Genomic DNA, 14,233 nt, shown 5'->3' with positions numbered 1-14,233 from the left:
TCAAAAAAGAAAGGTTTAGTTTACAACTATAACCGCGTAAACGGTTAGGATGTCACCTTTTTTTGGAGCAAGTAATGGCACAACACTGGACTCTGGCGCAGGCGCAGGCGCTGTTCGACAAACCTTTTCTCGAGCTGATGTTCGAAGCGCAGCAGGTGCACCGCCAGCATTTCGATCCGCGTCAGGTGCAGGTCAGCACCCTGTTATCGATCAAAACCGGTGCCTGCCCGGAAGACTGCAAATATTGCCCGCAAAGCGCGCACTATAAAACCGGCCTGGCGTCGGAGCGGCTGATGGAGGTGCAGGAGGTGCTGGCGTCGGCGCGTAAGGCGAAGGCGGCGGGCTCCAGCCGCTTCTGCATGGGCGCGGCGTGGAAAACCCCCAGCGACCGCGATATGCCCTATCTGGAGCAGATGGTGCAGGGCGTTAAAGCGCTGGGAATGGAAACCTGCATGACTCTCGGCACCCTGAACGAGGAGCAGGCGCAGCGCCTGGCGGGCGCCGGCCTCGATTTCTACAACCATAACCTCGACACATCGCCAGAATTTTACGGCAGCATCACCACCACCCGCAGCTACCAGGAGCGACTGGATACGCTCGGCAAAGTGCGCGACGCCGGCATCAAGGTCTGCTCGGGCGGTATCGTCGGGCTGGGCGAGACGGTCGGCGATCGCGCCGGTCTGCTGGTGCAGCTGGCGAACCTGCCGACGCCGCCGGAGAGTGTGCCTATCAACATGCTGGTGAAGGTCAAAGGCACGCCGCTGGCGGATAACGATGACGTCGAGCCGTTCAACTTTATCCGCACCATCGCGGTGGCGCGTATCATGATGCCGACCTCCCACGTGCGCCTCTCGGCGGGCCGAGAGCAGATGAGCGAACAGACTCAGGCGATGTGCTTTATGGCGGGCGCCAACTCCATCTTCTACGGCTGCAAGCTGCTGACCACGCCTAACCCGGAAGAGGACAAGGATCTGCTGCTGTTCCGCAAGCTGGGCCTCAATCCGGAACAGACCCACACCGCGCACGGCGACAACGAACAGCAGAAGCAGCTGAGCGAGCAGCTGTTCCACGCCGATACCGCGCAGTTCTACAACGCGGCGGTGTAATGCGCTTTACCACACGCTTGACGCAGGCGCTTGACGCGCGCCGCGCCGCTGACGGCTGGCGGCAGCGGCTACGCGTCGCCCGCAACGACACCCGCACGCTGGAGGTTGACGGTAAAAGCTACCGCCACTTCTCCAGTAACGACTATCTCGGCCTGAGCCAGCATCCGGCGGTGCTCGCCGGCTGGCGGCACGGCGCGCCGGGCGCGGGCGCCTCCGGCCACGTCACCGGCTACAGCCACCTGCACGCCGGGCTGGAGACGCAGCTGGCGCACTGGCTCGGTTATGAGTGCGCGCTGCTGTTTATCTCAGGCTTCGCCGCCAACCAGGCGGTGGTGCATCTGCTGGCGCAGAAACAGGATAGCCTGATCGCCGATAAGCTGGCGCATGCGTCGCTGCTGGACGCGGCCAGCCATACGCCCGCCGCGCTGCGCCGTTTTCACCATAACGACGTGGCGAGCCTAGCGCAGAGGCTGGCGCCGCCGTGCGACGGTGCCACTCTGGTGATGACCGAGGGCATATTCAGCATGGACGGCGACAGCGCGCCGCTGGCGGCGATTGCCGAGACCACGCGCCGCGCCGGCGGCTGGCTGCTGGTGGATGACGCGCACGGCATCGGCGTAACCGGCGAGCAGGGGCGCGGCAGCTGCTGGCAGCAGGGAGTGAAGCCCGAACTGCTGGTGGTGACCTTCGGCAAAGCGTTCGGCGTCAGCGGCGCGGCGCTGCTGTGTGATGAGACCACCGCCGACTATTTCCTACAGTTTTCGCGCCACCTTATCTACTCGACGGCAATGCCGCCGGCGCAGGCGAGCGCGCTGCTGGCGGCGCTGCACGAAGTCCAGCGCGGCGACGCGCTGCGTCAGCGCCTGCACGACAATATTCAGCGCTTTCGCGCCGCCGCCGCCGCGCTGCCTTGGTCGCTGATGGCGTCGGAGAGCGCGATCCAGCCGCTGGTGGTGGGCGAGAACAGCGCCGCGCTGCGGCTGTCGCAGCGGCTGGCGCAGGCGGGCTGCTGGGTCAGCGCCATTCGCCCGCCCACGGTGCCGCCCGGCACCGCGCGGCTGCGCATCACGCTGACCGCCGCACATCAGGAGAGTGATATCGACGCACTGCTGAAGGCGCTGCATGACGCGGCAGGTGAATAAAGAGGCGGTCGCGCGCGCCTTTGGCCGCGCGGCGGGCCACTATGAGCAACACGCCGAGTTGCAGCGCCGCTGCGGCGACGCGCTGCTGGCGCTGGCGCCGGCAGTTGCAGGCGGCGATCTGCTGGATGCGGGCTGCGGCACCGGCTGGTACAGCCGCCAGTGGCGGCAGCGCGGCCAGCGGGTCGTGGCGCTCGATCTCTCGCCGCAGATGCTGCAGCAGGCGCGCAGTCTCGACGCGGTGACCTGCTATCTGGCGGGCGATATCGACGCGCTGCCGCTGGCGGATCAGAGCATCGACCTGGTGTGGAGCAACCTGGCAGTGCAGTGGAGCAGCGATCTGCGCACCGCGCTGCGGCAGTTCGCCCGCGTGCTGAGGCCCGAGGGCACCATGCTGTTTTCGACGCTGCTGGCCGGTTCGCTGCAGGAGGTGCACGACGCCTGGCGGCCGCTGGGTGCGGAGGAGCACGCCAACCGCTTTTTAACCGAGGCAGAGGTGCGCGCCGCAGGCGACGGCCTGAATCTGCGCTTTATCCCCCAGACGCAGGTGATGCATTTTCCCAGCGCGCTGAGCGCGATGCAGTCGCTGAAAGGCATCGGCGCCACCCATCTGCATCAGGGCCGCGACGGCAGCCCGCTGACGCGGCAACGTCTGGCGCGGCTGGAGGCGCTCTGGCCGCGCGACGTGCAGGGCTGCCGCCTGACCTATCAACTGCTTTTGGGCGTCACACAACGATGAGATGGTTTATCACCGGCACCGATACCGAGGTGGGCAAAACCGTCGCCAGCGGCGCGCTGCTGCAGGCGGCAAGCGCGGCGGGCTACCGCACTGCGGGCTACAAGCCGGTCGCCTCCGGCTGCGACGTCACGCCGCAGGCCATTCGCAACAGCGACGCGCTGGCGCTGCAGCGCTACAGCAGCCTGGTGCTGCGCTATGAGCAGGTCAATCCGCTGGCGTTTATCGAGCCGACGTCGCCGCATATCGTCAGTGCGGAAGAGAACAGGCCAATCGCGTTCGAGACGCTGTCACAGGGGCTGCGCGCGCTTGAGGCGCAGGCGGAGTGGGTGCTGGTAGAGGGCGCTGGCGGCTGGTACACGCCGCTGTCGGGGACGCAAACCTACGCCGACTGGGTCTCGCAGGAGCAGCTGCCAGTGATTTTAGTGGTTGGCGTCAAGCTGGGCTGCATCAACCACGCGATGCTTACCGCCGACGCGGTGCTGGCGCGCGGCCTGCGGCTGGCGGGCTGGATCGCCAACGACATCGAGCCGCCGGGCAAGCGCCACCAGGCTTATATGGCGACGCTGAAACAGCACATTCCTGCGCCGTTTCTCGGCGAGATCCCCTGGCTACCGGATGCGGCGGCGCAGGCGGAGTGCGGTCGCTACATGACGCTGCCGCGCTAGTGTTCAGCTCACTGCCAGCCATTTGTTGACAGTCAGGTCGTCGAGCTGCGCCACGTTGCGGCCGCGGTATAGCAGCAGAGAATAGTCGGCGACGCGGCGGATCAGCGAGACGCGCTGCTCCAGCAGCAGAATTGTCAGGCCGTAGTCGAGATTCAGGCGACGGATCAGATTGCCTACCTCCTCTTCCAGCCAGGGAGACATGCCGTCTGTCGGCTCATCCAGTAACAGCCTGGGGCGCAGTACCAGCGCGCGACAGCGCCAGCTGCTGCTGGTCAATGGTAGCTCGCCGCTGCGCTGCTGCCGCAGCGAGTAGAGCGCCGGAAACAGGTCGAACACCATCTCCGGGATCGCATGCGTCTTGTCTCCCTGACCGCTGCCAGCCAGCAGCGCGATCAGCAGGTTATCCTCTACACTCATCTGGGAGAAAATATGTCGCCCCTGCGGCATGTAGCCGATGCCCATGCGGGCGCGCTGCTCGGCGGGCTGTAGCAGCAGATCGCGCGGCGGCAGGCCATCTTCCTGCCCGGTCATCGAACCGCTGTTGACGGGCAGCCGGCCCACAATACAGTTCACCAGCGTGGTCTTACCCATGCCGGGCCGTCTCAGCACGCCGGTGCAGGTGTCTGGCGGCAGGTCGAGATCCACATCCCACAGAAGTATGGTTCTGCCCGTAAAACTGATTCACCGAACGTAAACTCAGCATCTGACCCTCTCTTCTTTCCAGATAATTTGCCTGAATGCATCCGCTCTTCGACGTCTGTCAAACAAGTCCTCAACAGTTGCGGTCGCGCTCATGTCGTCCCGTGAACTTCGCGTAACGGAATACCGCAATTAACGGGCCAGAGTTAGCCAACAGCCAAATGGCGCGGCGCGAAGAGAAAATGCCGTAAAAGATGAATGTTGCTTAACAATTACCGCAGGCAAATTAGCCGGCTGCACTCTGCCGGTGCCTTACCGTTTCTGGTACAACGGGGGGCAGCAAGGCAGCCTGTTGAATTATGTCTGGTCTTAATATGGGGTGCGGCTGGACAAAAGCTGAGCAGCAGGTGGGAAAAGCATAGCCCGGCGCGCGGCTTCTGGGAGAAATTGCAGCAGAAAAAAATTTTTTTTACGCGCGCGGCTTAACAATAAAAAATTATGCACAGCTGATGGCGAAAGGGCTGTGCTTAGTTATCCACTATTCCTGTGGGTAACCTTGTGCATTAGATAGTGAAAACAGGGCGCAAGCGAGGTACTGCGCGGCCTGGTCTTATTATGTCGAGAAACTGGGCTTTTTTCATGTTCTTTGATAAAACAATATGTTATTAAAAACAAGCCTGAGGAATTTCCGCTGCGTAACACAGCTGAAATTTAATGACGCTCTCTTGACAAATGTTATAACGCCGCTCTGGCTGGGGATAACCTTGCACAACGCGGCGGAAAACTTTTTCCGCGGCGCGTAACGTAAGCGCGCCGCGGCTGCAACCGTTTACTTTGCAGGTTTACTGGTGATTTATCCAGTATCAATTTCTGGCAAATTCGCTACGGCAGAGTAAAATGACTGCGCTACCCGCCGCATTCTTCAGTAGGAACCGCATGTCATGAGTAAAGTCTTTAAACTAAATTCTGCCTTTCAGCCCTCCGGCGATCAGCCAGAAGCGATTCGCCGCCTCAAAGAGGGGCTGGAGGATGGTCTTGCCCATCAGACGCTGCTTGGCGTAACCGGCTCGGGTAAAACCTTTACCGTCGCCAGCGTCATCGCCGATCTCAACCGGCCTGCAATGGTACTGGCACCGAATAAAACCCTGGCGGCGCAGCTTTACGGCGAGATGAAGGAGTTTTTCCCCGAAAACGCAGTGGAGTTCTTCGTCTCCTACTACGACTACTACCAGCCCGAAGCCTATGTGCCGAGCTCCGACACCTTTATCGAAAAGGACGCCTCGGTAAACGAACATATCGAGCAGATGCGTCTGTCGGCGACCAAAGCGCTGCTGGAGCGCCGCGACGTTATCGTGGTGGCCTCGGTGTCGGCGATCTACGGTCTGGGCGACCCTGATCTCTATCTGAAGATGATGCTGCACCTGACGCGCGGCATGATCATCGACCAGCGCAGCATTCTGCGCCGGCTGGCGGAGCTGCAGTATGCGCGCAACGACCAGGCGTTTCAGCGCGGCACCTTCCGCGTGCGCGGCGAGGTGATCGACATTTTCCCGGCGGAGTCGGAGGATATGGTGCTGCGCGTCGAGCTGTTCGAAGAAGAGGTGGAGCGGCTGTCACTGTTCGATCCGCTCACCGGGCAGATCGTCTCTACCGTGCCGCGCTTCACCATCTATCCGAAAACGCACTACGTGACGCCGCGTGAGCGCATCCTGCAGGCGATGGAAGATATCAAAGCCGAGCTGGCGGATCGTCGCCGCGTGCTGCTGGAAAACAACAAGCTGCTGGAAGAGCAGCGCCTGACGCAGCGCACCCAGTTTGATCTGGAGATGATGAACGAGCTGGGCTACTGCTCGGGCATCGAAAACTACTCGCGCTACCTCTCCGGGCGCGGACCGGGCCAGCCGCCGCCGACGCTGTTCGACTACCTGCCCGCCGACGGGCTGCTGATTGTCGATGAATCCCACGCCACCATTCCGCAGATCGGCGGTATGTATAAAGGCGACCGCGCGCGTAAAGAGACGCTGGTGGAGTATGGCTTCCGCCTGCCTTCAGCGCTCGATAACCGTCCCATGAAGTTCGAGGAGTTTGAGGCACTGGCGCCGCAGACCATCTACGTTTCCGCGACGCCGGGCAACTACGAGCTGGAGAAGTCGGGTGGCGAGGTGATCGATCAGGTGGTGCGGCCTACCGGGCTGCTCGATCCGCTGCTGGAGGTGCGTCCGGTGGCGACCCAGGTGGACGATCTGCTGTCGGAGATTCGCAAGCGCGTGGGCATCAACGAGCGCGTGCTGGTGACCACGCTGACCAAGCGCATGGCGGAAGATCTTACTGAATATCTGGAAGAGCACGGCGAAAAGGTGCGCTACCTGCACTCTGATATCGACACTGTAGAGCGCATAGAGATTATCCGCGATCTGCGCCTTGGCGAGTTCGACGTGCTGGTGGGGATCAACCTGCTGCGCGAAGGGCTGGATATGCCGGAAGTGTCGCTGGTAGCGATCCTTGACGCGGACAAAGAGGGATTTCTGCGCTCTGAGCGCTCGCTGATCCAGACCATTGGCCGCGCCGCGCGTAACGTCAACGGCAAGGCGATCCTCTACGCCGACAGGACCACCAACTCGATGGCGCGCGCCATTGAGGAGACCGAGCGCCGCCGCGAGAAGCAGCAGAAGTACAACGAAGAGAAGGGCATTGTGCCGCAGGGCCTCAACAAAAATATCACCGATATCCTCGAGCTGGGGCAGAACGTGGTCAAGACGCGCGGCAAGGCCAAGGCCACCAGCCGCAGCGTCGCCGAGGCAGAGGCAAACTATCTGGCGCTGACGCCGCAGGCGCTGCAGAAGAAAATCCACGAGCTGGAGACGCAGATGCAGCAGCATGCGCAGAACCTAGAGTTCGAAGAGGCGGCCAACATGCGTGACAAGCTGCACGAGTTGCGCGAGCTGTTTATCGCCGCCTCGTAGCGCCTCAGCTAAAGCGCTGGATAGCGTGCTCCAGCGCTACGCGCAGCAGCTGGCGGTCGTGACGATAGGGAATGTCGGCGGCCTCCAGCGCCTCGCGCACAATCAGGCGATCCTCCATGCCAGCCGTGTCGGCCGCCGGGCTGACCACCACCGCGTCAATCACCCGCTTGCCGATATACTTCTCCATCATCGCCAGCTTATCCGCCACCGTCAGGCTGGCGGCGGCCGGGCTCAGCTCACGACCGAGGTTGCCGATAAACACCATGGTGGCGGGCGTGCGGCGTAGGGCGCGCGCCATCTCCTCCATAAGCAGGCTCGGCATCAGACTGGTGTAGAAGCTGCCAGGACCAATCAGGATCAGATCCGCCTCGGCTACCGCCTCCAGCGCCTCGCGCGTCGCCGTAACGTTGGGGTGCAGCATCAGCTCCTGCGGCGGCTGCGTCATGCCGTCGATGGCGGTTTCGCCGTAAACCATGTTACCCTCGCTGTCGAGCGCCACCAGATCCACCGGCTGTTCCGACATCGGGATCAAAAAGGCGTCCACTTTGAGCAGATTGCGGATGATATTGATCGCCTCCAGCGGCCGCACGCTAAGGTGATCGAGCGCCTTCAGCATCAGGTTGCCCAGGTTGTGTCCGGCCAGCTCGCCGTTGCCGACGAAGCGATACTCAAACATCGCCGAGGCGACGCTCGGCTCGGTGATCAGCTGGTTGATGCAGTTGCGCATGTCGCCCCAGGCGATACCGCCTTCGGAGCGGCGGATGCGGCCGGTGGAGCCGCCGTTGTCGGTTGTAGTGACGATGCCGGTCAGACGCGAGCCGAGCGGCGACAGGGCGGACATCACGCGCCCTAGGCCGTGCCCGCCGCCTAGCGCCACGACGCGATCAAGGTCTGATAAAGTTCGGTTCATGCTTCCTCTTTACACCCGCTGTCGACGCGCCGATCCGGCGTCAGGTTCAGCGGGCTATGTTAACCCTACTGCCGCGGAATGCCGCGGAAATGTGTTATATATCATCATGTATAGCGAAATTAGGTGATGGCAGAGCGGCAGATTTCGCGCTACCATTTGCCAACCATGTCGTCCATATGGGCGACATACACTCAAAGCCAGAATGCCTAAGTCAAACGATAGGGGATTCAGGCCACAGCCAACGCGCTGCTGGGGTGCAGAAAGAAATGCCTGCATCTCCTGTACTTGGAAAGGTGTTCTGGTGTCACAATTTACTGATGTATTTGCACGTCCGTTTACTACCTGCGTCTCTCGGTCACGGATGTCTGTAACTTCCGCTGCACCTACTGCCTGCTCGACGGCTACAAGCCGTAGAGCGTGCGCAACAAAAGTTTCCTCTCGCTCGATGAGATTCGACGCGTCACGCGCGCCTTCGCGGCGGCGGGCACCGAAAAGGTACGCCTGACCGGCGGCGAGCCGTCGCTGCGCCGTGATTTTACCGATATTATCGCCGCCATGCGGGAAAATCGCGCCATTCGCCATATCACCGTGACCACCAACGGCTATCGGCTCGTGACGTCGCCGCCTGGCGCGACGCCGGCCTCACCGCGCTCAACGTCAGCGTAGGCAGTCTTGACGCCCGCCGGTTCCACGCCATTACCGGCCAGGACAAGTTCCATCAGGTGATGGCAGGCATCGACGCCGGCTTTCAGCAGGTCAAGGTCAACAGCGTGCTGATGCGCGACCTCAACAGCCGCAGCCTGCAAACCTTCCTCGACTGGATCCGCACCCGTCCGATTCAGCTGCGCTTTATCGAGCTGATGGGGACGGGCGAGGGCGGGGTGCAGTTTCGCCAGCAGCACGTCTCCGGTGCGGTGATCCGCGATCAGCTGGTGGCGCAGGGCTGGCAGCGCCGTGAAAGCGGCCGCAGCGACGGCCCGGCGCAGGTTTTACCACCCCGACTATGTAGGCGAAATCGGCCTGATTATGCTCTATTTGCGCGACTTCTGCGCCAGCTGCAACCGGCTGCGCGTCCCGGCGCACGGCAACCTGCATCTCTGCCTGTTCGGCGACGGCGGCGTGCCACTGCGCGATCTGCTCGCCTCTGACGACCAGCAGGCGGCGCTGCAGGCGCGCATCGCCCGCAGCCTGGGCGAGAAAAAGCAGACTCACTTCCTGCACCAGTGCAACACCGGCATTACGCAGAACCTTTCTTTTATCGGCGGATAATCTCAGGAGCGAGCAAATGGGCAAATCTACGGCTGAATTTATGCCGGTTAACGTTGCGGTGCTGACCGTTTCCGACGGGCGCGATGCCAGCAACGACACCTCCGGCGACTACCTGCGCGCCGCAGCGCGCGAGGCGGGCCATGTGGTGGTCGATCACGCCATCGTCGGCGAGGATGTGCAGGTGGCGATCGTTAACGGTGGCACCGGCTTCAATGCGAAAAACGTGACGCCGGAAGCGCTGCAGCCGCTGTTCGATCGCGAAATCGAGGGTTTCGGCGAGCTGTTCCGCATGTTCTCTTTTGAGGATATCGGCGGCTCGACGCTGCAGTCGCGCGCCGTCGCCGGCATTGCCAATGGCACGCTGATCTTCACTCTGCCCGACTCGATGAAGTGAATCTGGTAGCCGAGCCGGAGCACCAGCGCATGCGCATCATCTCGCTCTGCCGCCTGAGCGGCAAGACTGGCATCGAGATGGAGGCGCTGACCGCCGCGTCGGTGGCGGCCCTGACCATCTACGACATGTGCAAAGCGGTGCAGAAGGATATCGTGGTCGATCAGCTGCGCCTGCTGAGCAAAAGCGACGGCAAGTCCGGCGACTTCCAGGCGGTGAGACATAATTAAGGTGCTGTTTTTCGCGCAGGTGCGCGAGCTGGTCGGCACCAGCGCGCTAGAGATGCCCGACAGCTTTCCCTACATGGCGACGCTGCGCAGCGCGCTGGCGCTCGACGCCGGCAAGCTGCTGGCTGCCGTCAATCAGACGCTGGTACCTATGACCCATCCGCTGCAGGTGGGCGATGACGTGGCGTTCTTTCCGTCGATGACGGGAGGCTGAGATGGCAACGCAGATCTGCGTCGGCGCGGCCCCCTTCAGCATGGCGGACGAATACGCCTGGCTCTCCACCTCCGACGCCGACGGTGCGGTGGTGACCTTTACCGGCAAGGTGCGCAATCACAACCTCGGCGACAGCGTCGCCGCGCTGACGCTGGAACACTATCCGGGCATGACGGAGAAGGCGCTGCAGGCGATCGTCGACGAGGCGCGCAGCCGCTGGCCGCTACAGCGCGTCAGCGTCATTCACCGCATCGGCGAGCTGTTTCCCGGCGATGAGATCGTGTTCGTCGGCGTTACCAGCGCGCACCGCGGCAGCGCCTTCGCCGCCGCGGAGTTTATTATGGACTACCTTAGAACCCGCGCCCCCCTCTGGAAGCGCGAGGCGACCGCTGGGTCGACGCCCGCGGCAGCGACCATCAGGCGGCGCAGCGCTAGGATTGAGGCTTGCTGAGTTGCTCCGCCGGCCTGAAGTGGGTATGGCCGTGGGCGTGCTCGCCGCCGCCGGAAACGCGTTTTAGCTGAATAACCTCGCCGCGCTGCCAGGCGTTGGCCCCCGGCAGCACCGGTTGTGTGACGATATCGGCGCGCGACGCCCGGATTTTGCGGCTGTCGATATCGAAGCGCTTATCGTGATCCGCCAGCAGGCGATTATCGAGCTGCCCGTCGGCGGTAAAGCCCATCATCAGCGCCGGAATTCGGAGCGGCAGCGTCTTATCGCGGTCGGTGTGCCAGGTTTTGCCGTAGGTATTGGCGATGCGCGCTATCAGGGCGTGATTGGCCGCCTGCGGCAGACTAGGCGCAATCAGCGTGCCCGATTTCACCTCATAGTCGTGGCTGTGCCACAGCTTCTTCTCTTCCGGCGGCAGCGTCTGGTAGAGCCGCGCGCTGATAATATACTCCACGCCCATCAGCCGCGCGTCTTTGGTGTTGCCGTCGTAGATAAAGGCTGACCGTCGGCTTGCCGACGCCTGTTCACTCACATGAGGTGCATCATGGATCGATATCCACGCAACGACTTTCTCGTGCAGCCCGTCAGCGGGCTGCAGACTTTTATGGTGCAGGTTTACGGCTGGATGACTTGCGGTCTGCTGCTGACCTCCTTTGTCTCCTGGTACGCGGCCGGCAACGAACGCATCATGTTCTTTATCTTCTCCAACCGCATGACCTTCTTAGGCCTGATTATCGCGCAGCTGGCGGTGGTGTTCGTGCTCTCTGGCCTGGTGCATCGCCTGAGCGGCGAGCTGGCGACCGGCCTGTTTATGCTCTATTCGGTGCTGACCGGGCTGACGATGGCTAGCATCTTTCTCGCCTATACCCTCAACTCTATAGCCAGCACCTTCTTTGTGACGGCAGGGATGTTTGGTGCAATGAGCTTTTACGGCTACACCACCAAGCGCGACCTGAGCCGCTTCGGCAGCCTGCTGTTTCGCTGATCGGCATTGTGCTGGCGTCACTGGTGAACTTCTGGCTGAAAAGCCCGGCGCTGATGTGGGCGATTACCTATATCGGCGTGGTGGCGTTTGTGGGACTGACCGCCTATGACACTCAGCAGCTGCGTCAGATGGGCGAGCAGATCGACCTGCGCGATCTGCGAATCGCTGCGCCGCTATTCGATCATGGGCGCGCTGAAGCTCTATCTCGACTTTATCAACCTGTTCCTGATGCTGCTGCGCATTTTCGGCAACCGCCGCTGATTCACCCGCGGTGCTGTCCCGCCGCGCTGGCGGGACAGTCTTTATCTCTCTTTCTCTCAGTCAGGCGTTCTTTTGCAGCTTGCGCTCGTTCTTCGCCCGCAGGTGTTTCGCGCGGCTCTCTAGCACCAGATAGAGCACTACGCCAGCAGCAGCGGCAGAATAAGATCGACCTGCGCAATCAGCGGCGTGTGCGCGGGCAGCCAGCGATCGCCAGGGAATTGCGTAAAAAGTGGAAAACCAACATGCTTTTCGTCAGCTGCCACCAAGTGCGCGGCGGCAGGCGGACAGTCGCGCGCCAGCAGTCCCTCAAGGTTATCGCGCAGTGTCTGGTTGAAGTCGCGGTCATAGATAATCAGGTTGGCTTCAAGGTTAAGCGACAGGCTCAGCGGATCGAGATCGCTGGAGCCGACGGTGGACCTCTGCCCATCCTACACCGCCACTTTGCCGTGCAGCGGCCGCCGGATGTACTCGTAGACCTCGACGCCCGCATCCACCAGGTAGTTATAGAGCATCTTCGCGCCCAATTTGACAATCGGCATATCCGGCTCGCCCTGCACAATCAGCCTGACCCGCACGCCGCGCTGTGCCGCCGAACGCATCTCGCGCAGCAGCCGGTAACCGGGGAAAAAGTAGGCGTTGGCGATAATCACATCCTCATTCGCGGTGCTCAGCATATCGAGATAGTGTTTTTCGATATCGTCACGATGATCGTCATTATTGCGATAGACATAGAGCACCTGCGCGTTGACGGCAGGGCGGTGCGAACGGCCGCCCCACCAGCGCCGCGTCACCGCTTTGCTGCCCATCGCCTGACGCACATAGGCGGTGATATCTGCCACAATCGGCCCTTTTACCTCTACCGCATAGTCCTGCTTGGCCTCCGGGCCGTAGCTGGTGTTGTGCTCGGCGGAAAAGTTGATGCCGCCGACAAAGGCGATGACGTCATCCACCACCACGGTTTTGCAGTGCAGGCGGCGAAGAATGTTGGTGTGCATACCTATCACCAGCGGACGCGGATCGTAATAGATAAAGCGCACCGCTTCGGCCGTCAGGCTGTTGACTAAGCGGTCGGGCGAGCCGTAGCCGTCCACCATCACCTCAATCTTTACGCCGCGCTGCGCGGCGGCCAGCAGCTCGCGATGCAATGCTTTGCCGACCTCATCCTCGAACAGGATAAAGGTCTCCAGCAGCACGCTGCGTTCGGCGCGCTGAATCGAGCCAAAGACGAGCGGGAAAAACGCTTTGCCATTTTTTGCAGTGCAGCATGCCGCGGTTTTCGCTGTCGGCCACAGAAATATCACGATTTTCATATTCCAGAATGGGAAACCGTGACAAAATCGCGTTCCCATAGTGTCCTTCCGGATAAACAGCGTTGCGCCCGTAGGCGAAATCGTTCCACATTCGTAGTGCGGTGTGTTGGACCAGTTCTCATGGATGCAGGGGATGAATAGCGTGCGTGTCCATTACCTCCTGCAGGGAAACGATGTCCGCCGAGGTGGCGCGTACCGCTTCACGCAGTTCCGGCAGGATGAAGCGAAGGTTGAAAGTGGTAATCCCTTGTGGGTATTGATCGTCAGGACTTTAAAGGAAAATCCTTGCTTAGTTTGTGGCATACTCTCGACGCACTCCTTTTCATCAGCAACAAAAGTAAAGTATAGTCTTTGTCACAAACGGGTGCGGACAAGGATGGAAATTTAGGGCGTTATCCGAAAATTGCTTTACATTGAGGAAACCGTTTCCGGCCTGTGCGGGTTGCACTTGGGCGACCTGTTGGGTCTGCCAGGAGAAGAGAATGAAATGGTCTAATCGTGTTCAAATTATCACCGGACAAACCTGCGTGCATATTGCCATGCACGCGCTGGTTATTGCCGCGCTGGTCTGGGGCTGGGAGCATCGCGCCCTGACCGATGTGTGCAGCACGCTGGTAGCCGCCTATGCCGTGGTGTTTATTGCCATGCTGGTCCTGCAGCATAGTGTTCGTTTGCGCAGCATCGGTGATTATCTAGAAGAGGCGACTACCACCTACTACTTTGGCGCGGCGATGATGACGCTGTTTCTGGTCTCGCGCTTTGTGCACTATGCGCTGCTGCTTGGCTGTCTCGGCATGGTGATGTTGGTGGGGCCGGCGCTGGTCTCACTGCTGGCGAAAGAGCCGGCGGTACGCATCGAGAAGAAGCGCAGCTAACTGTCAGCGCGATAAACAACGCCACCTTCGGGTGGCCTTCTGCTTTCTGGAGCAGGCACCGCCCGCTTATTTTCGCCTTTCTCGCACCCTGC

9 protein-coding genes, 8 pseudogenes and 1 riboswitch are annotated in these 14,233 nt (G+C 61.4%); of the genes and pseudogenes, 12 read left to right on the top strand and 5 right to left on the bottom strand.

Annotated features, from left to right (window positions below):
- Window positions 1-74: 74 nt before the first annotated feature.
- The 4 genes from bioB to bioD are packed head-to-tail and all read left to right on the top strand — an operon-like array spanning window position 75 to window position 3,649.
- Complete coding sequence (gene bioB / locus EIO60_RS05165; RefSeq protein WP_258576101.1) at window positions 75-1,106, top strand: biotin synthase BioB; 1,032 nt, start codon at window positions 75-77, stop codon at window positions 1,104-1,106.
- Window positions 1,106-2,248: an 8-amino-7-oxononanoate synthase gene (locus EIO60_RS05160; RefSeq protein ID WP_258576100.1), complete on the top strand. Its 1,143-nt coding sequence runs from the start codon at window positions 1,106-1,108 to the stop codon at window positions 2,246-2,248. Before bioB ends, EIO60_RS05160 begins: the two co-directional genes overlap by 1 nt.
- Complete coding sequence (gene bioC / locus EIO60_RS05155; protein ID WP_258576099.1) at window positions 2,229-2,984, top strand: malonyl-ACP O-methyltransferase BioC; 756 nt, start codon at window positions 2,229-2,231, stop codon at window positions 2,982-2,984. The genes EIO60_RS05160 and bioC overlap by 20 nt, the downstream gene beginning before the upstream one ends.
- On the top strand, window positions 2,981-3,649 hold the full coding sequence (gene bioD / locus EIO60_RS05150; protein ID WP_258576098.1) for a dethiobiotin synthase: 669 nt from the start codon (window positions 2,981-2,983) through the stop codon (window positions 3,647-3,649). Before bioC ends, bioD begins: the two co-directional genes overlap by 4 nt.
- 3 nt (window positions 3,650-3,652) lie before the next feature.
- Here the strand turns inward: bioD and EIO60_RS05145 are convergent.
- A pseudogene (locus tag EIO60_RS05145) lies at window positions 3,653-4,352 on the bottom strand (ABC transporter ATP-binding protein).
- 877 nt (window positions 4,353-5,229) lie between these two features.
- Between EIO60_RS05145 and uvrB the strand changes: the two are divergent.
- Complete coding sequence (gene uvrB, locus EIO60_RS05140) at window positions 5,230-7,251, top strand: excinuclease ABC subunit UvrB (protein ID WP_258576097.1); 2,022 nt, start codon at window positions 5,230-5,232, stop codon at window positions 7,249-7,251.
- A gap of 4 nt (window positions 7,252-7,255) precedes the next feature.
- Here uvrB and EIO60_RS05135 read toward each other — a convergent pair whose 3' ends face one another.
- Complete coding sequence (locus tag EIO60_RS05135) at window positions 7,256-8,161, bottom strand: gluconeogenesis factor YvcK family protein (RefSeq protein WP_258576096.1); 906 nt, start codon at window positions 8,159-8,161, stop codon at window positions 7,256-7,258.
- A gap of 178 nt (window positions 8,162-8,339) precedes the next feature.
- Window positions 8,340-8,473: riboswitch (molybdenum cofactor riboswitch) on the top strand.
- On the opposite strand from EIO60_RS05135, the pseudogene moaA reads away from it, so the two are divergent.
- The 5 genes and pseudogenes from moaA (at window position 8,460) to moaE (ending at window position 10,697) form a co-directional block, all read left to right on the top strand.
- Window positions 8,460-9,430: pseudogene (gene moaA, locus EIO60_RS05130) on the top strand (GTP 3',8-cyclase MoaA). It overlaps the preceding riboswitch by 14 nt.
- 16 nt (window positions 9,431-9,446) lie before the next feature.
- Window positions 9,447-9,815 (top strand): annotated as a pseudogene (locus EIO60_RS05125) (MogA/MoaB family molybdenum cofactor biosynthesis protein); the annotation flags it as partial.
- 2 nt (window positions 9,816-9,817) lie between these two features.
- Window positions 9,818-10,051: pseudogene (locus EIO60_RS05120) on the top strand (cyclic pyranopterin monophosphate synthase MoaC); the annotation flags it as partial.
- Window positions 10,044-10,262 (top strand): MoaD/ThiS family protein, encoded by a 219-nt coding sequence (locus tag EIO60_RS05115; RefSeq protein ID WP_258576291.1) that lies wholly within the window; start codon window positions 10,044-10,046, stop codon window positions 10,260-10,262. The pseudogene EIO60_RS05120 and the gene EIO60_RS05115, both read left to right, overlap by 8 nt.
- Window position 10,263: 1 nt before the next feature.
- Window positions 10,264-10,697: pseudogene (moaE, locus tag EIO60_RS05110) on the top strand (molybdopterin synthase catalytic subunit MoaE).
- On the opposite strand, the gene EIO60_RS05105 reads toward moaE, so the two are convergent.
- On the bottom strand, window positions 10,694-11,323 hold the full coding sequence (locus EIO60_RS05105; protein ID WP_374058148.1) for a DUF1264 domain-containing protein: 630 nt from the start codon (window positions 11,321-11,323) through the stop codon (window positions 10,694-10,696). The pseudogene moaE and the gene EIO60_RS05105 sit on opposite strands and share 4 nt — an antisense overlap.
- On the opposite strand from EIO60_RS05105, the pseudogene EIO60_RS05100 reads away from it, so the two are divergent.
- Window positions 11,255-11,956 (top strand): annotated as a pseudogene (locus tag EIO60_RS05100) (Bax inhibitor-1/YccA family protein). The gene EIO60_RS05105 and the pseudogene EIO60_RS05100 sit on opposite strands and share 69 nt — an antisense overlap.
- Before the next feature lie 137 nt (window positions 11,957-12,093).
- Here EIO60_RS05100 and clsB read toward each other — a convergent pair.
- Both clsB and EIO60_RS05090 read right to left on the bottom strand, forming a co-directional pair.
- Window positions 12,094-13,266: pseudogene (clsB, locus tag EIO60_RS05095) on the bottom strand (cardiolipin synthase ClsB).
- Window positions 13,208-13,569, bottom strand: a pseudogene (locus EIO60_RS05090) (endonuclease/exonuclease/phosphatase family protein); the annotation flags it as partial. The pseudogenes clsB and EIO60_RS05090, both read right to left, overlap by 59 nt.
- A 179-nt stretch (window positions 13,570-13,748) precedes the next feature.
- Between EIO60_RS05090 and EIO60_RS05085 the strand changes: the two are divergent.
- Window positions 13,749-14,141 (top strand): YbhQ family protein, encoded by a 393-nt coding sequence (locus EIO60_RS05085; RefSeq protein WP_258576095.1) that lies wholly within the window; start codon window positions 13,749-13,751, stop codon window positions 14,139-14,141.
- Window positions 14,142-14,233: the final 92 nt, after the last annotated feature.

This window comes from Candidatus Pantoea persica, assembly GCF_013753875.1.
In the GTDB taxonomy this organism is placed as follows: domain Bacteria; phylum Pseudomonadota; class Gammaproteobacteria; order Enterobacterales; family Enterobacteriaceae; genus Pantoea; species Pantoea persica.
Note: the sequence above shows the minus strand (reverse complement) of the source record. Positions and strands in the feature narration are given on the sequence as shown.